The sequence below is a fragment of the Pseudomonadales bacterium genome, from assembly GCA_041395665.1.
Lineage (GTDB): Bacteria > Pseudomonadota > Gammaproteobacteria > Pseudomonadales > UBA7239 > UBA7239.
Genome location: JAWLAB010000005.1, coordinates 150860 through 174466 on the forward strand (window position 1 = coordinate 150860; position 23607 = coordinate 174466).

22 protein-coding genes, 1 tRNA gene and 1 pseudogene are annotated in these 23607 nt (G+C 49.1%); 4 read left to right on the forward strand and 20 right to left on the reverse strand.

Annotation, left to right across the window (positions count from 1 at the left end; genetic code table 11):
* The first annotated feature begins 254 nt into the window (after positions 1-254).
* Positions 255-1640 (forward strand): Na+/H+ antiporter NhaA, encoded by a 1386-nt coding sequence (gene nhaA, locus R3E63_08540; GenBank protein MEZ5539973.1) that lies wholly within the window; start codon positions 255-257, stop codon positions 1638-1640.
* Positions 1637-2359 (forward strand): DnaA regulatory inactivator Hda, encoded by a 723-nt coding sequence (gene hda, locus R3E63_08545; GenBank protein ID MEZ5539974.1) that lies wholly within the window; start codon positions 1637-1639, stop codon positions 2357-2359. The genes nhaA and hda overlap by 4 nt, the downstream gene beginning before the upstream one ends.
* A gap of 12 nt (positions 2360-2371) precedes the next feature.
* Here hda and R3E63_08550 read toward each other — a convergent pair whose 3' ends face one another.
* From R3E63_08550 to R3E63_08610, 13 genes and pseudogenes are all read right to left on the reverse strand, one after another.
* Complete coding sequence (locus R3E63_08550; GenBank protein ID MEZ5539975.1) at positions 2372-3274, reverse strand: NAD(+) kinase; 903 nt, start codon at positions 3272-3274, stop codon at positions 2372-2374.
* A 5-nt stretch (positions 3275-3279) separates the two neighbouring features.
* On the reverse strand, positions 3280-4380 hold the full coding sequence (locus R3E63_08555; GenBank protein MEZ5539976.1) for a cyclic nucleotide-binding domain-containing protein: 1101 nt from the start codon (positions 4378-4380) through the stop codon (positions 3280-3282).
* Between the two features lie 119 nt (positions 4381-4499).
* Complete coding sequence (locus R3E63_08560; protein MEZ5539977.1) at positions 4500-5123, reverse strand: hypothetical protein; 624 nt, start codon at positions 5121-5123, stop codon at positions 4500-4502.
* A gap of 66 nt (positions 5124-5189) precedes the next feature.
* Complete coding sequence (locus R3E63_08565; protein ID MEZ5539978.1) at positions 5190-5798, reverse strand: hypothetical protein; 609 nt, start codon at positions 5796-5798, stop codon at positions 5190-5192.
* Positions 5799-5891: 93 nt separating this feature from the next.
* Positions 5892-8021, reverse strand: coding sequence for a polyribonucleotide nucleotidyltransferase (gene pnp, locus R3E63_08570; protein ID MEZ5539979.1), 2130 nt, complete (start codon positions 8019-8021; stop codon positions 5892-5894).
* A 157-nt stretch (positions 8022-8178) separates the two neighbouring features.
* On the reverse strand, positions 8179-8448 hold the full coding sequence (rpsO, locus tag R3E63_08575) for a 30S ribosomal protein S15 (protein MEZ5539980.1): 270 nt from the start codon (positions 8446-8448) through the stop codon (positions 8179-8181).
* Positions 8449-8526: 78 nt separating this feature from the next.
* Positions 8527-9474 carry a tRNA pseudouridine(55) synthase TruB gene (gene truB, locus R3E63_08580; GenBank protein ID MEZ5539981.1) on the reverse strand — a complete coding sequence of 316 codons (948 nt, stop codon included), beginning with the start codon at positions 9472-9474 and terminating at the stop codon, positions 8527-8529.
* Between the two features lie 9 nt (positions 9475-9483).
* Positions 9484-9870: a 30S ribosome-binding factor RbfA gene (gene rbfA / locus R3E63_08585; GenBank protein MEZ5539982.1), complete on the reverse strand. Its 387-nt coding sequence runs from the start codon at positions 9868-9870 to the stop codon at positions 9484-9486.
* 27 nt (positions 9871-9897) lie between these two features.
* Positions 9898-12660: a translation initiation factor IF-2 gene (infB, locus tag R3E63_08590; protein MEZ5539983.1), complete on the reverse strand. Its 2763-nt coding sequence runs from the start codon at positions 12658-12660 to the stop codon at positions 9898-9900.
* Between the two features lie 54 nt (positions 12661-12714).
* Positions 12715-14196 carry a transcription termination factor NusA gene (nusA, locus tag R3E63_08595; protein ID MEZ5539984.1) on the reverse strand — a complete coding sequence of 494 codons (1482 nt, stop codon included), beginning with the start codon at positions 14194-14196 and terminating at the stop codon, positions 12715-12717.
* 154 nt (positions 14197-14350) lie between these two features.
* A pseudogene (gene rimP / locus R3E63_08600) lies at positions 14351-14803 on the reverse strand (ribosome maturation factor RimP).
* A 160-nt stretch (positions 14804-14963) separates the two neighbouring features.
* A tRNA-Met gene (locus R3E63_08605) sits at positions 14964-15040 on the reverse strand.
* Positions 15041-15142: 102 nt separating this feature from the next.
* Complete coding sequence (locus tag R3E63_08610; protein MEZ5539985.1) at positions 15143-16327, reverse strand: cytochrome P450; 1185 nt, start codon at positions 16325-16327, stop codon at positions 15143-15145.
* 267 nt (positions 16328-16594) lie between these two features.
* On the opposite strand from R3E63_08610, the gene R3E63_08615 reads away from it, so the two are divergent.
* Both R3E63_08615 and R3E63_08620 read left to right on the forward strand, forming a co-directional pair.
* The gene (locus R3E63_08615) at positions 16595-16891 is read left to right on the forward strand and encodes a BrnT family toxin (protein MEZ5539986.1); all 297 of its coding nucleotides are present in this window, start codon (positions 16595-16597) and stop codon (positions 16889-16891) included.
* Complete coding sequence (locus R3E63_08620) at positions 16878-17159, forward strand: hypothetical protein (protein MEZ5539987.1); 282 nt, start codon at positions 16878-16880, stop codon at positions 17157-17159. Before R3E63_08615 ends, R3E63_08620 begins: the two co-directional genes overlap by 14 nt.
* A gap of 133 nt (positions 17160-17292) precedes the next feature.
* Here the strand turns inward: R3E63_08620 and R3E63_08625 are convergent, their stop codons facing one another.
* The 7 genes from R3E63_08625 to R3E63_08655 form a co-directional block, all read right to left on the reverse strand.
* On the reverse strand, positions 17293-17673 hold the full coding sequence (locus tag R3E63_08625; protein ID MEZ5539988.1) for a transcriptional regulator: 381 nt from the start codon (positions 17671-17673) through the stop codon (positions 17293-17295).
* Positions 17674-17681: 8 nt separating this feature from the next.
* The gene (locus R3E63_08630; GenBank protein ID MEZ5539989.1) at positions 17682-17984 is read right to left on the reverse strand and encodes a type II toxin-antitoxin system HigB family toxin; all 303 of its coding nucleotides are present in this window, start codon (positions 17982-17984) and stop codon (positions 17682-17684) included.
* A gap of 80 nt (positions 17985-18064) precedes the next feature.
* Positions 18065-19570 carry an RNA polymerase factor sigma-54 gene (locus R3E63_08635; GenBank protein ID MEZ5539990.1) on the reverse strand — a complete coding sequence of 502 codons (1506 nt, stop codon included), beginning with the start codon at positions 19568-19570 and terminating at the stop codon, positions 18065-18067.
* Positions 19567-20100: a ribosome biogenesis factor YjgA gene (yjgA, locus tag R3E63_08640; protein MEZ5539991.1), complete on the reverse strand. Its 534-nt coding sequence runs from the start codon at positions 20098-20100 to the stop codon at positions 19567-19569. The genes R3E63_08635 and yjgA overlap by 4 nt, the downstream gene beginning before the upstream one ends.
* Entirely contained in the window at positions 20097-21455 is a 1359-nt protein-coding gene (gene mgtE / locus R3E63_08645) for a magnesium transporter (protein ID MEZ5539992.1), read from the reverse strand. Before mgtE ends, yjgA begins: the two co-directional genes overlap by 4 nt.
* A gap of 95 nt (positions 21456-21550) precedes the next feature.
* Positions 21551-22516, reverse strand: coding sequence for a cysteine synthase A (gene cysK, locus R3E63_08650; GenBank protein ID MEZ5539993.1), 966 nt, complete (start codon positions 22514-22516; stop codon positions 21551-21553).
* A gap of 29 nt (positions 22517-22545) precedes the next feature.
* The gene (locus tag R3E63_08655; GenBank protein ID MEZ5539994.1) at positions 22546-23604 is read right to left on the reverse strand and encodes a DUF2066 domain-containing protein; all 1059 of its coding nucleotides are present in this window, start codon (positions 23602-23604) and stop codon (positions 22546-22548) included.
* Between the last annotated feature and the right edge of the window lie 3 nt (positions 23605-23607).

Genomic DNA, 23607 nt, shown 5'->3' on the forward strand with positions numbered 1-23607 from the left:
CCACCAAACAACCGCTAAAAGGACGACAGCTCCAAACAACGCTACAAATATCAGCCAGCTATGTGGCTTCCGTAGCGCGAATTGATTCAAAGTAGAAGCAAACCATGTGTCGCGATGTAAGTAGTGCACAAGCCCCGTGTAGCGCGCCAATAAAAAAACGAACACAATACTCAGCAGAGCCATAACATTTCTCTCCTTCTAAAAACACTTACCGAGGTTATCATAAACCTCGTGACCACCAATTACCGACATCAATGACAATGCATCCTGATCACACCAAAAGTCAGTCTGAGTACATACGCACAGCTCCTTGGGAGCCAGTCTTCACACGCGTTCTCTTGCCGCTAGAACGCTTCACGCACCAGCAATCGAGCAGCAGTTTATTGTTGCTACTTTGTACCGTCGTCGCTCTGATACTGGCCAACTCTCGTTTTAGTGAAATCTATCTACACACGCTACACACGCCCATTGCCATCTCTGTCAGCACGCTGCGTTTTGAATTAAGCCTACAACACTGGATCAACGAAGCACTAATGAGCTTTTTCTTCTTATTAGTTGGATTGGAATTAAAACGCGAGTTATTGGTAGGTGAGCTGGCAGACAAACAACGCGCAGCATTACCTGCAATCGCCGCTATCGGCGGGATACTTGTACCAGCAGCAATTTATTGGCTGTGGAACCCATCGGGTATTGAAAAAAGTGGTTGGGGCATCCCCATGGCAACCGATATTGCTTTTGCCGTCGGCGCACTCTGTGCATTGGGAAAACGCATCCCCTCTGCACTAGCAACATTTTTAATCGCATTGGCAATCGTCGATGACATTGGCGCTGTTTTAGTGATTGCAATTTTCTACACGGAACAGTTGCACGCTGCGGCTCTATTGACCAGCCTTTCACTTACAGCGCTGCTAATTGTTTTGAATTTAGGTGGCGTTCGCCATCTCGCACCGTATTTACTGCTGGGCATTTTGCTTTGGTGCGCCATGCTCAACAGCGGCATACACGCTACGCTCGCCGGCATTATTTTGGCATTCACCATCCCAGTGCGTGCAAAATACACGCATCCTTATTGGATTCGCCAAGTCACAGAAATTGCACAAAAGATGGAATCCCATGCTCGGACAGATATCGACACACTCACGCAAATGGATCTTGATGCTCAAGTATCCGCTTTGGAAAAAAACCTAGAACTAGCACAAGCCCCTGCGCAGCGCTTAGAACATTCTTTGCATTTTTTGGTGGCGTTTATCATTGTGCCGTTGTTTGCATTAGCGAATGCCGGCATCCCTATTCGCTGGGACGATCTTTTACATATCACGGCACATCCTGTAGCACTCGGTGTTACTAGCGGACTAGTTCTTGGCAAGTGGATGGGCATAACTGCCTCTTGTTGGTTAGCCATTAAGATTGGCATTGCCGCTCTTCCCAACTCCATGCAAATGCGCCACATACACGGCATAGGTCTACTTGCTGGCATTGGATTTACGATGTCTATTTTTATTGCAGATTTGGCATTTACTGCCGCACCAGAGTTTTTGCTACTAGCAAAAACAGGCATTTTGCTGGCATCTCTACTAGCTGCTACATTGGGCTACTGTTGGTTGCGCTTCGCTTGCCACAACAACAAGGTTGCCACATGAATCTACCAACACCCAAACAGCTCTCACTCAATGTGCAGTTGAATGACGACGCAACATTTGAAAATTTTTTTGCACCAGAAAATAGTACACATGCGCTGGCTTTGAATGCTGTGCGCTCGCTCGCTTCCAACAACAACGCAGAACGGTTTATTTATTTATGGGGAGCAGAAGGCACAGGCACCAGCCATTTATTACAAGCAGCCTGCGCTAGCGCGAGCAAACAAAACCAAATTTGCCTTTATTTACCGCTGGAGGAATTAGCAGGTTATGCCGCCGATGCCTTATTGGAAAATCTCGATCAAGTAAATTTGGTTTGCTTAGATGGGCTGCAGCATGTTGTAGGGCAAATAGGTTGGGCTCACGCGTTATTTCATTTTTATAACCGCTTACGAGAAAACAAACACTGTCGCTTATTGGTCTCTGCAAATTGCGCCCCACGCGATCTAATGACTTCACTAGAAGATTTAGTGTCGCGTATGGGTTGGGGAACAACGTTCCACCTCACAGCATTAAGTGACGAGGAAAAAACGCAGGCATTTAAAATACGGGCTCACGCACGCGGCATTGAATTATCAGATGAAGTATTAAACTTTATTATTCAGCGAGCAGACCGAGACATGCTGACACTTTTTGAATGTTTGCACCAACTGGATACGCTATCACTAGAAGAAAAGCGGCGCGTTACTATTCCATTTATAAAAACAGCTCTCGGCTGGTAATTAAAATTACAACTATGCTAAGCGGCTGCCCCACCCTAATTTTGTGCGGCAAGTTTCGTAATAATCATGATCAAGTGGATGCACAAGCTTAAGCACTTCTTTTTTCTTTTTTATGTATACCTCATCGCCGGCACGCAATGAAATGTGCATCTGACCATCACAAGATAACTCTGGCTTTCCATCCAGCTCAGCATTTGCGCTAGGCTTACTCAGCACAACACGCAAGTGGCTGTTTCCTGTCACAACAATAGGACGGCTAGTCAATGTATGGGGAAACATGGGCACTAAAGCCATGGCGTCCAACGCAGGATGCAAAATAGGACCACCGCCAGATAGTGCATACGCTGTTGAGCCTGTTGGTGTGGAAACGATCAAACCATCAGAGTGCTGGCTGTAAACAAAATGATCATCCAAATACAGCGCAAACTCGATCATGCGCAGTGAAGCGCCGCGATGTAAAACAATTTCGTTCAGAGCATCGCCATCTGCGATGAGTTTCTTATCGCGAAAAACTTTTGTCTCTAACAAAAACCGCTCTTCCAATCGATAGTGACCAGACAAAACATTGCCTACGCGCTGTTCAATTTCATCCGGCGCAATATCCGTTAAAAAACCAAGGCTGCCACGATTAATACCTAACACCGGTACAGATTGACGACACAATGCACGCGCAACCCCGAGCATGCTGCCGTCACCACCTACAACAATCACTAGATCACAATTGTTTCCCAGCTGCTCCCGATCACACACTTGCTGATTAGCGATCCTTCTATCAAGCAACGCGTGTGTTTCACTTTCAATTACTAATTCTGCTCCACGCGCTTGCAGGAAACTCGCCAACATCGTCAAAGTATCTACAACCTGACGACTTCCTTTGCGACTGACAAGGCCAACCCGTTTAAAATGATCTGCCATTTTATTCAACCTGTACTACTTTCATAGGCAATAGGTGACAACGGCGGCACCACATCTAAAAAATCACTGCGTACACGCGCATCAAGCCCATCAATACCATGCAGCAAGTATTGTGCAGAAAAACCTTTCGATTGCATTAAAAAAACCGCAGCACGCGAACGCATACCTGTGTCACAGCAAACAATAAATTGCTTGTTACTATCCAACGCTGATGCCAGATACAGGGGCAAACATGCCAATGGCGTGTTAACTGCCTTAGGCAAGCGGGCAATATCAAACTCTTCTGGCAAACGAACATCTAACACAACGACATCCGTTGCCAATGCTTGCTCCAAATCAGAAGATTTCAAATATTCGACGGCAGGCTCACGCAATAGCAACATGAAATCTGCCTTATCAAGGCGCATCAGTAGTCCATCGCTAATCATCGTCACCGTTGCGTTACGCACAGTGTTATAAATTAATGCATCTTCACCAAAGCAGCGCCCATAACCAATATCGACCAAATGATGCTCTGAATGATCGTCAAGCCGTCTTGTTACTGCCGCTCTACCTTGCCGAATAAAATAACAGCCATCGCCAGCGTCACCTTGACGCAAAATAATATCGCCCGCATTCACACGCACAGGCTTTAATCGCGAGAAAATCTGACTCACATTCAACGGCGGAACTTTAAGGAATAAATTTGAGCGCAATAGCGTCAATCGCCAGCTGGCCTCATCATCTCTCTCTGCTCGATAGGAGAGATCCAGCTCTATAGCTGAGGCTACATGATCCCAACACAATTGCTTATCAAGCATAGAGCGCTCAATACGCAAACAAATACAGTACGTAAGAGCTACTACTGATTGAAGGCCGATCTCTTCGTAGCCTATAGGAAAACGCTGTTCTGCGGTGTGCGTCACACTACCTACGGAATAGCAAACTTCAGCCTCTCCCGATAATAAATAAAAATAATATCGAGTGCTGTCCGCAATAGAAAATAATAGTTGCCCAGCGCCAACCAAGAAAGAGTCATTATGATCAAGCAGCAACTGCAAAGAATTTTCATTGAGACCGTTTAACGGAATCAAGCGACGAATTAGGGCAGAAGGCAAATTGCGCATCACAAATTTCTATCAATTATTTTGTACGATTAGACAAAAAAGTTTTGCGTATGTAAACAAAAAAGCCCGTATGTACGACACATACGGGCTTTCAGACTCTGAAAGAGGATATAGATCAGTTAAGGAGTCACTGTACCGCTCACTGCCAATTTCACAGCCAAAACTCCCATCCTTTGAACGCCGGCCAATTGGTTGCTCTGCACAGCAGTCGCATCAAAAGTCAGCACACCATACTGTCCGCCGCCTCTTCTGGTGGCAACATTCAATTGGCTGCGCTTAACTAAAGTTGTTGGCTGAAGGACTGTAATTGCCTGTACACCGCCATTTCTTAAAGTGCAGGCCATACCGGCTGGATAAGGTGTCTGCGCTGTCACTTCGAGCTGATTCAAGAAATCATCTAAAGTACCTGCTGGTGCTCCGGGAGGATCTAGTGGACCCGGTGCGTAAACATCAGGAGCCATGTAGATAACATACGGGCTCGCAGGAGTTCTACCGTCAACTTTATACCAAGTGCCGTTCAATACTGGCACCAATCCACTATCAGTAATAGTGTAAGTACCATCATCCAAGAAAGTTACATTGACTGTATCTGTCGTCTTGATTGAGCGACATCCCGACACAGCAAGACTCTGCACAGCAGCAGCGCCAGTCATATTCAAGACTGGCAGAGCAGCAAAGCTTGCCGAAGCTGTTAGCAACGATGCTGAAGCCATTACAGCTGTCAAAATTGATTTCATTTTCATGTTATACCTCTGTTTTTGTAAGTTATCGGATAACAAAATCACAATAACACTGCGCTAATAAGCATGTTAAAGTCCAGTCCAAGCACCACTTGTGAGCTTAACTTGCAATTTAAATGCGCCCAAACCAGTAGCATTATTTTGCTGTAAACCTACCATTTGTAAATCACCAGCCACGACTGTCGCACCGCGAACAACACGAGTAACAATCTGGTTTTTTATAACTCGAGTAGTAGCCGGTAGAAGATTAAGGGCGCTCATACCAGTGAATCGTGTTTGGCAGTTGGCCAGCCCAGCCGTCTGTAACTCGCCAAACAAGTTAAGCAATGACGCAGAGTTAATCGACAAATAATATGTTGCCCCTCTGCTCGTGGCTACTTTAGTCCATTCACCTGTCATAGTAGCGACAGGTGCGCCGCCACCTGTTGGATAACGAAACTGTACATAACTACCGTTATCGTATAACGCGATATCATTACGAGTAGGAGAAACACCCCTTGGCGTCCAAATTCTCAAAGGATTGCAGCGGCCAACAGCTAGAGCTTGTGTAACCTCAGCCCCCGTCCATGTGTATTGAACATTGGGATAGGCTGCATTTAACGGCTGTTTCCAATCAGGCAGAACTAACGCAAAAGCGCCGCACACAGCAGCCAAGGTAAAGACGGTAGTCTTCTTCATAGTGTTTCTCCGTTGTAATACTTGTTATGGCGCAACTTTACTGAATCTAAGGGAGGCAGACAACCCCCCTCCCGAACTTTTTACACAAAAAACTCAACCTTCTGTCGATTCGCTAGCAGAAACTGCTTCAACAATCGCTTCCGGCAGTGTCTCTTTAATAGACAGCTTAATTCTGCCGCGATTATCGATATCCAACACCTTAACCTGCACTTCTTGACCTTCTTGTAGGCGATCAGACACAGAGGCGATACGCTCGTGGCAGATTTGCGAGATATGCACCAAGCCATCTTTGCCTGGCATAAACTCAACGAAAGCACCAAAGTCTACGATACGCACCACTTTGCCGGTGTAGATAGCGCCAACCTCTGCTTCTGCGGTAATCGCTTCGATACGGCGCAGCGTTTCCTGTTGCGCATCTGCATTGGCAGCATAAACACGCACCACACCCGTATCTTCGATATCGATTTGCGAGCCAGTCGCTTCTGTGATGCCGCGAATCGTCGCACCACCTTTACCGATCAAATCGCGAATTTTTTCTGGATCAATTTTGATCTGTGTAAAGCGTGGCGCTGTTTCAGCAATTGCTGTACGCGGCGTGCTAATCACTTTATTCATTTCAGCGAGAATTTGCAGACGCGCAGCCAAAGCTTGCTCCAACGCGCGGTCCATAATTTCTTCGTTGATGCCTTCAATTTTAATATCCATTTGCAGCGCAGTAATACCGTTAGCAGTACCCGCTACTTTGAAATCCATATCACCGAGATGATCCTCGTCGCCCAAAATGTCGGTCAACACTGCGAAACGATTACCGTCTTTCACCAAGCCCATTGCGATACCCGCAACAGGCGCTTTCAAAGGTACGCCTGCATCCATCAATGCCAAGCTGCTACCACAGACAGAAGCCATTGAGCTTGAACCGTTAGATTCGGTAATTTCTGACACCACACGCATGGCATACGGAAAAACTTCTTGTGCTGGCAACATAGCAGCAACCCCACGGCGCGCCAAACGACCGTGACCAATTTCACGACGACCAGTGCCACCCATGCGACCACACTCGCCCACGGAATACGGAGGGAAGTTGTAGTGCAACATAAAAGGATCTTTGCGCTCACCTTCCAGCGCATCAATCACTTGCGCATCACGCAATGAACCCAAAGTTGCAACAACAATGGCTTGCGTTTCGCCGCGCGTGAACAAAGCAGAACCGTGCACAGACGGTAATACACCGACTTCAATTGCTAATGGACGCACTGTGCGGTTATCGCGACCATCAATACGCGGCTCACCATTCAACACACGATTGCGAACCACTTTTTTCTCTAATTTGCCAAACATATCGGCAATATCTTTATCACCAAAATCACCTTCGCCAGCAGACACTTTTTCAATAGCGTCTTTGCGCAATTCATTGAGACGCGCATAGCGTTGTTGTTTTTCTATGATGCGATACGCTTCACCAATTTGTGGGCCCACCGCTGCAACTACGCGATCTTGCAATGCGCGATTTTCAGCAGGCGGCTGCCAATCCCAACGCGGTTTACCCGCTTCGGCTGCCAGCGCATTGATCGCAGCGACAACCACTTGCATTTCACTGTGCGCAAACAACACTGCGCCCAACATGATGTCTTCTGGCAATTCTTTAGCTTCAGACTCCACCATCAACACAGCATCTTTCGTGCCCGCCACCACCATATCCAACTCAGATTCGCTGAGTTTTTTATAGCCAGGATTCAAAATATAACCAGTAGTATCGGTATAACCCACGCGCGCCGCGCCGATTGGGCCGTTAAATGGAATACCAGAAATGGCTAAGGCAGCCGATGTGCCGATCATGGCGATGATATCGGGATCGGTATCTTTTTCTGCGGATACGACAGTACAAACTACTTGTACTTCATTATTAAAATCATTGGGAAACAGCGGGCGAATTGGGCGATCAATCAAACGCGAAGTCAGTGTTTCTTTTTCACTAGGACGACCTTCGCGCTTAAAAAATCCACCAGGAATTTTTCCGGCTGCGTACGCTTTTTCTTGGTAGTGAACAGACAGCGGGAAAAAATCTTGCCCTTCTTTTGCTGTTTTTGCACCAACTACCGTACACAACACAGTAGTGCTACCCATAGAAGCCAACACTGCGCCAGTTGCTTGACGCGCAATGCGTCCTGTTTCCAGAGTGACGGTCTGGTCGCCGTATTGAAATTTCTTAATAATTGCTTTCACGATATTTTCCTTCTCTCTCTTTTCTCTTAAACCAACAAAACCAACTTGTTTTTACTTACACTTCAACTTCAACTTCAACTTCAACTTCAACTTCAACTGACAATTTTTTCAAACCAATAAAAAATGCCGCGCTTTGTGTGGCGCGGCATTTTCTTTCTTAGCGACGCAAACCTAATTTAGCAATCAACTGCGCGTAGCGATTGATGTCTTTGCGTTTGAGATAATCCAGCATTTTACGACGCTGGTTAACCATGCGAATCAAGCCGCGACGAGAGTGGTGATCTTGTTTGTGCGCACCAAAATGGCCTTGCAACTTATTGATATTGGCTGTCAGTAGTGCAACTTGCACTTCTGTCGAGCCTGTATCTTTTTCGCCTTGACCGTGTTCTTTAACAATTGCAATTTTTTCTTCAACTGACAGAGCCATGTTCTACCTCATAACAATATGCGCTAATGAATTCACTAACGACCGCGCATATTTACAGTCGCCGTGATTTTGCTGCGTTTATTGCAGCAACCGTTTTGGAGCGATTCTGCCATCCGACTGGATTTCAGCCACCCCAAGGAACTCGCTATTATCCTGCATTACTCGGATGATTTCACCCACCGCAGCCACTCGCAGCGCGTCAAGCGCCAATACCGCCTGCCCTTGGCGCAAATAAGCACCCATCGACGCCGGCACAGTGACCACTGGCAAATGCGCAAGCGCAGACTCCATCGGTAGCAAAAACTGATCGAGCTGTGCCGCCGCTTGCTCTCTATCCTCACCACAAATCTCAACAAGGCGCTCCAGAGAAACACAAGCCGCTTCCTTGAACTGTCCCGCCTGTATGCGCCGCAAAGCCGACACATGCGCACCGTATGCCAGCTTCTCACCAATATCTTCCGCTAGCGTGCGTATGTAAGTGCCTTTGCTGACGACCACCTCAATATCCGCTTCGGGATAACCACCCGTACGGAAATCGAGAAGCGTCAGTTGATGGATAGTGACGCGGCGTGACGCGCGCTCAATCTCGACACCTTCACGCGCCAATTTATACAGCGGCGTCCCTTGATGCTTTAGCGCGGAAAACATGGGCGGTACTTGTTCGATCTGCCCCACGAAGCCCGCCATCGCGGCCTGCACTTGTTCTTGCGTCAACGCCGGTGCTGGTTTATCCGACAACACTTCGCCTTCTGCATCCGCCGTACTGGTGCGAATACCAAAACGAATCGTGCAGCGGTACGCTTTATCGGCATCCAACAAATGCTGTGAAAACTTGGTGGCTTCGCCAAAGCACAGCGGCAATACACCAGTCGCCATCGGATCCAAACTGCCGGTATGCCCCGCTTTTGCTGCAGAAAACAGCCACTTCACGCGCTGTAATGCAGCGTTTGAACTCATGCCCAGTGGTTTATCCAACAACAAAATACCATCGACACGCCGACCGCGCGCCTTGCGTGGTTTGCTCATCTTGAAGCCCTAGTCTTTAGGCGCTGAATGCAGCTCGCTATCCGCAGCGAGTGCTTGATCGATCAACGCTGACAAACGCGCACCGCGCTGCACACTCACATCCAGCACAAAACTCAAACGCGGCGTGGTGCGCATGTGATTATTTGACGCGATGCGACTGCGCAAAAAACCTTGCGCCGCATTCAAAACTTTCAATGCCTGCGCGTTGATTTCATCGCTGCGATCACCAACAAAAGTGACAAACACTTTGGCGTGCGCCAAATCGCGACTCACTTCCACTTCGTTGATATTCACCATGCCGACACGCGGGTCGCGCAGCTCTTGCTGAATCAGCAGAGCCAACTCGCGCTTGAGATAATCTCCCACGCGCTGTGTGCGGCTGTATTCCTGTGCCATGCTTTTGCGTACCTATCGTTCGTCGTATTACAGCGTGCGCGCAATGGTGCTGACTTGGTAGACCTCAATTTGGTCACCCACTTTGACATCGTTGTAATCTTTCACGCCGATACCGCACTCCATACCCGCACGCACTTCGGATGCGTCGTCTTTGAAGCGGCGCAATGATTCCAATTGCCCTTGGTAAATCACCACATTGTCGCGCAACACGCGAATCGGTTTATTGCGATACACAGTGCCTTCTATCACCATACAGCCAGCGATTTGACCAAACTTCGGTGAATTAAAGACATCGCGCACTTGTGCAATACCGACAATCTCTTCGCGCGTTTCTGGCGCCAACATACCTGCCAACGCCAGTTTCATTTCATCCAACAAATTGTAGATGATGCTGTAGTAACGAATTTCTACGCCTTCTTGTTCTGCGCGTTTACGCGCGGCACCTTCGGCTCGCACATTGAAGCCCAGAATAATCGCGCTAGTTGTTACGGCGAGGTTGACATCGGTTTCTGCGATACCGCCTACACCCCCACTCACCACGCGCACTTCCACTTCGTCGTTACCCAATCCAGCCAACGACGTTTGAATGGCTTCCAAAGAACCGCGTACATCGGCTTTCAATACGATGTTGAGAATTTTTTTCTCATCAACGCCGATATTGTCAAAAATATTTTCCAAATTGACTGACTGCTGACGACCGTGACGCGATTGACGCAATTTCTGTTCACGGAATTGCGCCACTTCGCGCGCGCGGCGCTCATCTGGCACCACCATGAAGCTATCGCCAGCATTCGGCACACCATCCAAGCCCAATAATTCAACAGGCACGGAAGGCCCCGCTTCATCAATCGCTTTCCCAGTATGATCAAACATGGCGCGCACGCGGCCGTAATTCACGCCCGCCAACACAATGTCTCCGCGACGCAGTGTGCCGCGCTGCACCAACAAACTGGCTACCGCACCGCGGCCTTTATCCAAGCGCGATTCGATAACAACACCTTGCGCAGCGATATCGGCTGGCGCACGCAGCTCCAGCATTTCTGCTTGCAGCAAAACGGCTTCCAGCAAATTATCGATACCTTCGCCCGTGTGTGCAGAAACAGGGATGAACTGCGTATCACCACCCCATTCTTCTGGAATCACTTCGCGTTGCACTAATTCATTTTTTACACGCTCAGGATCGGCAGCGGGTTTATCAATTTTGTTGATCGCAACAACAATAGGCACGCCAGCAGCTTTTGCGTGTTGAATCGCTTCCACTGTCTGCGGCATCACACCGTCATCCGCTGCAACAACAAGAATAACGACATCCGTTGATTGCGCGCCGCGAGAACGCATCGCAGTAAAGGCTGCGTGACCTGGTGTATCCAAGAAAGTGATTAAACCGCGCGCTGTTTCTACACGATAGGCGCCAATGTGCTGTGTAATACCACCCGCTTCGCCTGATGCTACTTTGGCTTTACGAATGTAATCGAGCAATGAAGTTTTACCGTGATCGACATGACCCATTACCGTTACAACAGGCGCACGCGGCAATGCTGTACCTTCATCACCTGCCAACAAGGCTTCTAAATTTTCTTCCAGTGCGTTTTCAGAAACAGAAACAGCCGTGTGACCAAACTCTTCGACAATCAGTGTTGCCGTATCGCGATCAATCGTCTGACTGATATTCGCCATCACACCCAATTTCATTAGCGCTTTCACGACTTCCACGCCTTTGACATTCATTTTCTGCGCCAAATCACCTACTGGAATTTCTTCTGGCAGTGCAACTTGCAATACCTGTTTTTCCGTTGGGCGCTGGAATGTGTGTTTGTTACTGACTTTTACTTTGTGTTTGCCTTTGCCCTGAGCAAAGGGGCGGAAGTCCATGTCTTCGCTGTGACGCTCAACATCTTCTTCATCCAGAATTTCAAACACATCATTACGATTCGGTTTTGCTCTGCCCGCTTTTTCACGCGTTTTGGCAGCGCCACCTTTTTTCTTCTTATCGTCTTCTTCATCCTGTTTGGTGCGTTTTTTCAGCACATCAGGGCGCGTATCTGTCGCCGCTGCCGCTGCAGCAGGTTTTTCGCCAGCGCTGGCAGCTGCCTGCGCTTTGCTTTGCTTCTCCGCTTCCAAGATTTTTTTCTTGCGTGCCAACTCCAGCTGCTCAATTTCTTCTGCTGCACGGCGAGCGAGAATAGCGGCTTGACGGCGTTGCTCCGCATCATCCAACGCGGAACGACCTAAAATTTTACCTGCCAATTTTGAAGGTACGCGCACTTCTGGCTCCGGCGCTGCTTCAACCGCTTCCTCAACAGCTGCAACAACGGGTTCTGGCTCCGGCTCTACAACTTCGGGCGCAGCAGGTCCTTGTTCTACTTCTTCAATAACGGGAACTTCTTCGATAACGGGTGTCTCGACAACAGTTTCAACCACCGCTGCGCTAGTTTCCAATTCCGTTTCAATTTCAGCTTGCTGCGCAGCAGAATCATCAGCCGCCGCATCTTCGCGTTTGACATAAGTGCGTTTCTTGCGCACTTCAACACTCACGGATTTGCGCGCAGCACCCGTGCCTGTTTTCAGCGTGCTAACAGTTTTGCGTTTCAAAGTGATTTTTTTTGGGCCACTGTCCACTTCACCGCCGTGTGCTTCACGCAAGAAGTTCAATAAAACTTCTTTCTGTTCATCTGAAACAGAATCGCTCGCTTTGCGTTGAGGCAAACCTGCGTCTTCCATTTGTTTCAGCAAACGCTCAACGGGGGTGCCAATATTTTCTGCCAACTGACTAACTACAACATCGCTCATGCAACACTCCTCTACCCAATCTACTTGATGCGTTCTTTATCTCAGCTCAAGTAATCAGGCAAACCACGGCGCACGCGCCGTCATAATCAGACTCGCTATTTTTTCTTCGCCCAATTCAGGGGCAATTTCCAAAACATCATCAACCGCTTGTTCCGCTAAATCTTCCATGGTGCAAATACCGTTCGCTGCCAACTTGTAAGCTAGCGCTTCATCCATACCATCCATGCTCAACAAATCTGCAGCAGGCTGTCCGCCGGCGCGTTCTTCTTTTGCCAGCGCACGCGTCAACAGTGCGTCTTTTGCACGATTACGCAATTCGGTAGCAACCTCTTCGTCAAAACCTTCGATGTTCATCATTTCATCGAGCGGTACATAAGCCACTTCTTCTAACGAAGTAAAACCTTCTTCCACCAACACCGATGCAACATCTTCATCCACATCCAATGCCGCCATAAACAACTCCAAAATAGAACCTGCTTCTTGCTGCTGTTTAGCTTCGGCTTCTTCAGTGCTCATGACATTGATTGCCCAGCCCGTCAGTTGTGAAGCCAACTTCACATTTTGACCGCCGCGACCAATCGCCATTGCCAAATTTTCTTCTGCCACCGCAACATCCATCGTGCGTGTGTCTTCGTCCATCACGATAGATTCCACTTCCGCCGGCGCCATCGCACTGATGACTAATTGCGCAGGGTTGTCATTCCACAACACGATATCAATGCGCTCGTTATCCAATTCACCGGATACCGCTTGCACACGCGAACCGCGCATACCCACGCAAGCACCGACAGGATCGATACGACCGTCATTGGTTTTTACTGCGATTTTTGCACGCGAACCTGGATCACGAGCAGCTGCGCGAATTTCGATTACTTGCTCAGCAATTTCTGGCACTTCAATTTTGAACAATTCGATCAGCATTTCTGGACAGCTGCGCGACAAAATTAATTGCGGGCCGCGTTGATCTTGACGAATTTCGATCAACACTGCGCGCACACGATCATTCATACGGAACAATTCACGACCAACCAAGTTTTCACGCGGCAAAATCGCTTCGGCGTTGCTACCTAAATCGACAATGATGTTGTCGCGTGTGACTTTTTTAACCGAACCATTGATCAATTCGCCGAGGCGATGACGATACATATCCACCATCTGCGCGCGTTCGGCTTCACGCACTTTTTGCACAATCACTTGTTTAGCGGTTTGTGCAGCGATACGTCCAAACTCGATGTTTTCTACCGTTTCTTCGTAGATATCGCCCGCTTTGAGGCTGGTGTCTTGTTCATGCGCTTCTTCCAGCGTGAATTGCGTGCCGAGCTCCGCCAACACATCATCTGGCATCACTTCCCAGCGTCTAACAGTGGTGTAACTGCCTGTTTGCCTGTCAATCGTTACCACGATATCTGCATTTTCGTCGTAGCGTTTTTTGGTCGCTGACGCGAGCGCCTGCTCCAAGGCTTGAAAAATCATTTCCTTGTCTACTCCCCGCTCGTGGGAGACAGCATCCGCCACCAAAAGAATTTCTTTGCTCATCGTGAAACTCCTAGACTCCAATTGATTGATTTATTGGTTGATTGGATTACTTGTTTTCCGCATCGTTTGAAAACGCGTCACCGACGACAGCGCCTTCACGCAATGCACCTGTAGCAGTCGTTACTGCCGATTCTGTTGTTGCATCATCTTTTTCGTCAAAGACAGGAACGACATTGGCTTTATCAATACCATCCAGCGGCAATAAAAATTCTGTGTCTTCCACTTGCAATACCAAATCGCCGTCTTCTAAACCATTCAATCGCCCCTGAAAACGGCGACGCCCTTCGTAAGGCATACGCAGTTTTACTGCCACGATTGCGCCGATGTAGCGTTCAAAATGTTCTGGTTTGTGCAACTGGCGATCTAAACCAGGCGACGATACTTCCAAGGTATAGGCGCTGGTGATGGGATCTTCTACATCCAACACCGCGCTCACTTGTCGGCTCACACGCTCGCAATCTTCCAACGAAATACCCGCAGCCGAATCAATAAAAATACGCAGCAGACTGCGGCGACCTTGCATAGAAAACTCAAGGCTCCACAGTTCACAACCTTGTGCAGCCACCACGGGCGCTAACAAGGTTTCTAAGTCGTCTGCTCTACTCATTGATCTCCGCGTTTTCGCAACACTGTATTTTTTTCACCACAAAAAAATGGGCACTAGGCCCATCTCCGTTGACGACTGCAGCAACGCAATCGCCAGATAACAAAAAGCCCCATAAAGGGGCCCCGTCAGAAACAGTGAGCCTGCCACTGTTTCGATGATTTGGTAGCGGGGGCTGGATTTGAACCAACGACCTTCGGGTTATGAGCCCGACGAGCTACCAAGCTGCTCCACCCCGCAATCACACAACCTTTACAACAGTACCACTGGCTTTACGCCAACCTGCTGCTGCAAGGGACGCGAAGTATAGGGACAGCGCACGCTTCGGTCAATGAAAAAGCATCAAAATGTCACGGGTACATGAGTGTAGCCGCGCACATTCGCTGAGTGCATGCGCTGCAAGCCATTCCAATCCACGCTGTAGTTCGGCATCACTTTCAAAATTTCTTCAAAAGCCACTCGCCCTTCCATACGCGCCAGCGCAGCACCGACGCAGGAATGAATACCGAAACCAAAGCCCATGTGGTCGCGATTGCTGCGCGTTAAATCAAACACTTCTGGATTTTGATAGTGACGCTCATCGTGATTCGCCGACACCAATAGCATGCCCACACGCTTGCCCGCAGGAATTTTCACGCCATGCAGCTCGACTTCTTCCGTGGTGACACGACCAATCAACTGCGTAGAACCTTCCATACGCATGGTTTCTTCAACCGCTTTAGCAATTAACGCAGGATCTGCTACACATTGCGCGCGCGCATCGGTATTGCGCGCCAGCGTCACGGTCATGTTGCCGATTAACTTGGTGGTGGTTTCGTTACCGGCGATGCCCAAAATCATCAAAAAGCCAATCACTTCTTCGTGCGTGATTTCGCCGGCTTGCTTCGCCTGTAGGATAAGACTCAGCAAGTCACCTTCGCTCATGTGCTGCTCGCGATCCTTCACGAAATCCTCAAAATACTGCGCCATATTGAGATAGCTCTCTGCCACGATAGGCGGCATCGCCATCACGCCGTCTTCACGCTCCAGCAAGTTGTCGGTCCACACGCGAATTTGATCGTGGTCGCTTTCAGGGATTTTCAACATGGTGCCGATCACATACATCGGCAAATACGCGCCGAAATCTGCAACGGTGTCGATGCGTCCCGTGTCACGAAACGGCTCCAGCAATTTGACAGCCTTGACGTGCGTCATCGGCTCCAACGCCGCGACATTATCCGGCGTTAAAACACGGCTAATCACTTTGCGTGTGCGCGTGTGCTTGGGCGGCACCATGGTGATCACCATCGGGTAGCCTTTGGCGGCATCCGCTTCTAAAGCCACACCTTCTTCGCTGGAGAAGCGTTTGAAATCGCGCATTGCCATCTGCACATCATCGAAACGGCTGAGGATGTAGAAATCGCCATTGGCGTCGTAATGTACGGGGCTGTTATCACGCAGCGCTTTGTAATACGGATACGGGTCATCGTGAACATCATGTGAATACGGGCTGTACAGACCGACATAATCTTTCTGCAATACATTCATGGGTGCACCTCAGCGTAGCAAGAATCACTGAGCAGGATGGTAAGAAGCACCACTCAATTAGTCAAGCATGCTTGACCATATCTGGCCGATTAGCCTCCCCTATGTCATAGGGGAGGTGTCACGCAGTGACGGAGGGGTTAATTACAAACTTGATCTGACCACACACTTTCGCGCTGCGTGCAGGCTTACTCACTGAACGCGACTAGCGTTTGACAGCTCTCAAAAATGTATTAACAATGTAAATACATATGGATATGGCAGTAAATTATGGATACGGAATTCCTGTTGAACGGGATTGCGTTTGTGGCTAATCGCGACAAGGCAGCCACAAACGAGAAAAAACACGGCATCAGCTTAGAGCAAGCGGCAGAAGCCTTTTTTGATCCCTTTTTGAAAGTGGTTGATGCCAGCAGAGAGGATGAAGCGCGCGATGCCATCATCGGTATGGACGCCAAAAGCAGGCTGCTCTTTGTTGTGCATCTGATCCAAGAAAACGATTACATACGGCTGATTTCAGCCCGCAAGGCAACCAAACAGGAGCGGGATAGCTATGAAAATGACTGATATGAAAGCGCGCTTACAGCGCAATCGCCCCATGAGCACGGTAACGCTGCGCATGCCTGACGATGTGCTGGCAGATTTGAAACGCATAGCGCCACTGCTGGGCTACACCGGCTACCAGCCGTTGATGCGCGCCTACATCGGTCAGGCGTTGCGGATTGATTTAGAAAAATTGGAAGACACTGCAATCAACCGTTTTGTAGAGGCACTGCGGCACCAAGGTGTGCCAGACGAAGCCATCCGCAAAGCGATTGCGGAAATGGCGGCGTAGTTGACCCCCTCGGCGCCACGCGCCACTCCCCCTGCTTCGCAGAGGGAGATTACTAGCCTCCCCAATGACACATAGGGGAGGTGTCACGCAGTGACGGAGGGGCCTGGAACTCGCTGGCAGAAAGCGCATGGCATTACGCCATTCGCCGATTTTCATGACAAGAGTGCTTTAACAAGCTTTCAGCGGGAATTGCGAATGTTTCGTGCAGCCCTTCAATCATCCGCAGGGTCAAGGGGCGTTTGCGGGCTAATACTTCGTAGACGCGATTCTTACGGCCGATCACCGGCACGAGGTCTTCAACCGTTAGCCCTTGTTGCTCCATTCGAAATTTGATGGCTTCCACAGGATCGGGGAAATCCATGGGGTAGTGCTCTCTTTCGTATGCCTCTACCAGCGTGACCAGTACATCCAAGCGATCACCCTCTGGCGTATTGGCTTTAGCTAGCATCAGCAGATCGATTTCTTGCAAGGTTGCTTGGTAATCTGCCGCTGTTTTGATGGGACGAATCTCCATAAATCACCTCAAATGGTCTGTGCGTCGATGGCATCGTACTGCTGGTGGGTTCCGATAAAGCGCACATACACCACGCGGTAGGGGTAGTTGATCCAAGCCACTAACCGGTACTTGTTACCGGCAATGTTGAACACGACGCGACCATCTCGGAGAACACTGGCATGGGCAAATTGCGTTTTCACCGCATTGGGGGTATCCCAGTCAGCCTTCAGTGTTTCTCGATACCAAGCCATGGTTGGTTCGATAGCGTCCGCATAAGCGGGTGAACCCGACCAAAAGGCTTTCAGCGTAGATAGAGCGATGATACGCATGGGAGTCATTCTAGTCCCGTTTTGGGACTTGCTGCAAGCCATCCGCAAAGCGATTGCAGAAATGGCTGCGGGGAGATTACTCAACCCAACCGCTTGCGCTCGCTGGACGGCGGGATATTGAGGGATTCGCGGTATTTGGCGACGGTGCGCCGCGCCACTTGCACACCCTGTTTTTCCAGCAGGGCGACAATGGCGCTATCCGACAACGGTTTGCTGGCACCCTCCTCGCCAATCAATTTTTTGATCATGGTGCGCACTGCGGTAGACGAACATTCACCGCCACCTGCGGTGCTGACATGACTAGAGAAGAAATATTTGAGTTCAAATACGCCGCCTGGTGTGTGCATGTATTTTTGATTCACCACGCGCGAAATAGTGGATTCATGCAGCCCCACCGATTCCGCAATATTCGCCAACACCATCGGCTTCATCGCCTCGGCACCGTATTCCAAAAAACCGCGTTGATGTTCGACGATTGCTGTCGCGACTTTCATCAGCGTTTCATTGCGACTGGTCAAACTTTTCAGAAACCAACGCGCCTCTTGCAAACAATCGCGCAAAAAAGCGTTATCGGCGGATGAATCTGCGCGGCGCACCAAAGCCGCGTAATCAGCATTGATGCGCAGACGCGGGGCAATGTCTGGATTCAATTCCACCACCCAGCGCGTGCGCTTGCGGCGCACATACACATCCGGCACCACATATTCAGTTTTTTCTTCTTCAATTGCCGCCCCTGGTTGCGGCTTCAAACTACGAATCAATTCAATCGCTTTTTTAAGTGTGTTTTCGCGAATTTCAGATTTACGCATCAATAATTTGTAATCACGCGAGCCCAATAAATCCAAATACTCCGACACCACTAATTTGGCATCCAACAACCACGGCGTATCTTCGTGCAATTGGTTGAGTTGAATGAGCAAACACTCGCGCAAATCATGTGCTGCAACACCTGGCGGATCAAACTGCTGTATGCGGTGCAATACAGCCAGCACTTCATCCAATTCTAAATCGTCTTCATCTTGCCACTGTGCTAGCAGACCTTGATGAATATCTTCCGCTGACATTTCCAAAAAACCACTAGAGGCAACTGCATCAATAATCGCAAGTGCCACGATGCGATCACGATCGGACATCGGCGTGAGATTGAGTTGCCACAACAAATGCTCTTGCAGCGTTTCTGTGGCGGTATTGCGGCTATCGAAATCAAAATCTTCATCGCTGTGTGATGCAGTGCCACTGCTGACTTCAAACACATCATCCCACTGACTATCAACCGGCAATTCATCAGGAATGTGTTCGTCGCTCCACTCTTCCGATGCGGCACTGCTCTGCTCCGGCGCACTGAAATCGACCACTTCATTCGAGGTTTGGCGCAGCCGTGCGAGATCTTCTTCGCTGATCACCGGCAAATTATCTTCCGAGGATTCGCCTTCCTCCAGCATCTCCAACATCGGGTTAGATTCCAGCGTCTGCTGAATTTCGAGCTGCAACTCCAAAGTTGATAATTGCAGCAATTTGATTGCCTGCTGCAACTGCGGCGTCATCGCCAGCGATTGCCCTTGCCGAAGTTGCAGGGTCGGTTTCATTGCGCTTGATACCGTTTCAAATATTGAAACAATTTTCGCGCTGCCGCCGGTGGTTTTGCCAGCGATATTTCACGCTTTGCTTCGCGTATCAATTGCCGCAACTGCTGCACATCCATCTCAGGAAAAACAGTCAGCGCTTCTGTGATCGCCGCATCACCTTCTTGCAATAAACGCGCGCGCCAATGTTCCAACTCATGCAGAGCGCGTGTCGCCGCAGCACTGCCGGATTGCGTCTCCAGAAAAGCCTCTTGAATGGCATCGACATCGGCATCACGCATCAACTTGCCAATCAACTGCAAATGACGGCGGCGCGCTTCGTGTTGCGTCATTTTTTGTGCTTGCAAAAGCGTTTCCAGCAAGCGTTCGCCCAAGGGCATTTTTTGCAAAACATCAACTTTGAGTTGCAATAATTGCTCACCCAATTCCTGCGCTGCTGTCATATCGCGCTTGCGCTGCGATTTGCTGGGCTTTTCGTCCAGTTCGCTATCCGTCATAGCAGATTCTGATAATGTGCGATTCCTGCGCGTCATAAATAAAACAGCGTCGCCAAACCTAAGAAGGCAAAGAAACCCATGCAATCGGTGAAAGTAGTGAGAATCACACTACCTGCCAAAGCGGGATCAATTTTCATGCGTTTCATCATCAACGGCAGCAGTACGCCAGAGAGTGCCGCAACGATCATGTTAATCACCATCGCAGCACCAATAACAAGCCCCAGCTTTGTATCAGAGAACCAATAGGCCGCAACAACACCAACCACCACGCCCCAAATTAATCCGTTGAGTAATCCAACAATAATTTCGCGATTAAACAACCAGCCAACATTGTGGCGTGACAATTGCCCTAACGCTAAACCGCGAATCACCACCGTCAAAGTTTGCGTACCGGAAACGCCGCCCTGCCCAGCAACAATCGGCATCAACACGGCAAGCGCGACAACTTTTTCAATCGTACCTTCAAATAAACCCACGACCCACGATGCCATAAACGCTGTGACTAAATTGATGCCCAGCCACATCGAACGCAGGTGCACAATTTTTTGTGCCGGTGCAAAAATATCTTCTTCGTCGGTAATACCCGCCATACTCAACAGCGAGTGGTCCGCTTCGTCGATGATGACATCAATCACATCATCAACCGTGATACGACCGAGCAATTTTCCGTCGTCATCCACAACCGGTGCGGTAATCCAGTCATAGCGTTCAAACAATTGCGCCACTTCACTGGCTTTCATGGTGGCGGGAATCGGTTGCAAATGCGTCACCATCACTTCACGCACAGAAACCGCTGGATCGGTAGTCAAAATTTTGGCTATCGGCAACAAACCCACCAATTGATCGTCGTTGTTGACGACAAAAACGCAGTCGGTAGTCGGCGGCAATTCTTTGTGCATACGCAGATAGCGCAACACCACATCCAGCGTCACACGCGGGCGAATCGTGATGGCATCCGTGTTCATCAAACGACCGGCAGCATCTTCATCATAAGATAAAATATGCTCAACGCGCTGACGATCTTGCTCCGTCATCGACGACAACACTTCTTCGATTACCGTTTCTGGTACATCTTCCAAAATATCAGCGATATCGTCGTCATCCAGCTCATCAATCATGTCGACCAAACGATCGGGATCGATATCTTTTAATAAATGACTTTGGATTTCGTCGTTCAACCACAAAATAATTTCAGCTTGCCGATCTTGATCGACTAACTGCCATAACACGGCACGGTTTTTGGGGGCGCTGGATTCTAAAAGGGTTGCAATATTGGGTGGCGACAAGCTGTTCAGCATATGTCGCACTTGAAGAAATGTTCCGCTAGATAGCGCTTCGTTCAGCTGCTCCAGCTTCAGCTGGGTCTGCTGTTTGTCGAGAATTTGCGACATGTGTGCAGTCCATAAGGCAGTGGGTGGCGGAATTGGGGGCGGCAATTCTAACCGGCAGAGAACAAAGAAGCATTACCGCCAACTATGCTCTGTGATTACTGCTTTTTTTCCTGCTCACTAAAAACACTGTCAAACAATGGCGATGACAAATAACGCTCGGCAGAATCTGGCAGCACCACCACAACCGTTTTACCGGCATGTTCAGGACGCAATGCTACGCGCTCAGCGGCAGCCATCGCTGCACCACTGGAAATACCAGCGAGAATACCTTCTTCGCGCATCAAACGATGTGCCCACTGCATGGCCTCGTCATCGCTGATGGCTTCCACTTCATCCACCATCGCCATATCCAAAGTGCCAGGGATAAATCCTGCACCGAGTCCTTGGATTTTGTGCGGCGCGTGTTTCAAATCTTTTCCTTCTTTCACCGCGCGCATCACGAAAGATGATTCCGGCTCTACCGCAACAGAAAGAATATTTTTGCCTTTTTGCTGTTTGATATAACGCGACACACCGGTGATCGTGCCGCCGGTGCCAACACCGCTGATCAAAATATCAATCGCGCCATTGGTGTCGTTCCAAATTTCTGGACCTGTGGTGTTTTCATGCGCCTGTGGATTGGCAGGATTTTCAAATTGTTGCAGCATCAAATAATGCGATGGATTGCTCGCCACAATGTCTTTGGCTTTTGCGATCGCACCGTTCATGCCTAAAGCAGGATCTGTCAGCACAACATTGGCGCCTAGTGCTTTCAATACTTGGCGGCGTTCTAAACTCATGCTGGACGGCATGGTAAGTGTGACTTTGTAGCCTTTTGCTGCGCCGACAAACGCCAGCGCGATACCTGTGTTGCCGCTGGTTGGCTCCACTAATTCCATGCCTGTTTTTAATACACCGCGCTGTTCTGCGTCTTCTACCATGCCAGCGCCGATACGGCACTTCACCGAACCTGCTGGATTGCGACTTTCTACTTTGGCAAAAATTTTATGCTTTGAAATGCGACTGAGTTGGATCAGTGGTGTGCCGCCTATGCTCAGGCTGTTATTTTGAAAAAGACTCATAAGTCACCTCTACTGTTTGTGCATTTATATCAATCTACCCAGCGATAACGCCACACTGGCGCTGCGGCTGTTTCACCGTTCTGTATCGATGATGGCACTTCTTCCTGCCATTGCACCGATTTAAATAATCCAAATAAATTGCGAAAACTTTCGCGCCCTTTGACGCTGAGATCAACAATCACCGTTGTGCCATTAATCTGCATATTACCTATATTTTCTACCGCTTCTAACTTTTCCAGATACTGTCGCAACTGCATAAAAGCCGCGTAACTGCGCACATCGTCTACTTGCAAACGCAGTGGCGCAGAGCCGACATCGATTGCCGTGTTATTGCGATAATGTGTCGACAACATTTCTGCTGTGTGACGCAGTACTGCATCCATCAGCGCAGCAAAAGTTGCGGCTTTTTCTGTAAATGGCTGCTCCTGCTCACCGATACGCAACGCCCACTGCCCTGCCCAACCTTTTTCATCACTGCCGCTGATATTGCCGAGCAACAACGCATTTGCGCCCTGTTGAATGGCTTGCGCCATCAACGCAGCCGTATCCAAACTTTGCACACTGGCGGTAGTAGCAATGTCATTCATCTCTGTTTTTGGCAACAACACAGGCACACCGCGTGTGTTGCCGATGCGCGTCACCGCAGCGATTTGATTGGTGTCATCAACAGCAGGTAGTAGACGATTTTGGTTATCCATTACCAGCAACATTACTTGCGGGCGATCCAAGGGCCATACAGGAATTCCTGCATCGTGCAACAAACGATCAACAGCCGCCTGCTCAAACACTAAATGCAAAAACCAACTAGGCGCTGTGTTCTCTACTGGTGGATTTTGTTGATAGGAAAACTGCGCGACAAAAGCATCCGCTTTGTTCTGTGCAGCCGTAATTTGTGCGTTGCCATCGAGACGCTGACCACTCAACTTTTCCAACACCAACAGAAAACCTTGGCGTACAGCAATCGCACGATCAGCCGACGATTGGCTCGCCACCACCACATCCACGGCATACGGCTGTTGTAAGCGCACAGCGTGCGCGAAATTGCAAAACAGCAGCGAGGAGATAGCAATGGCAAACAGTTTTTTCATCGT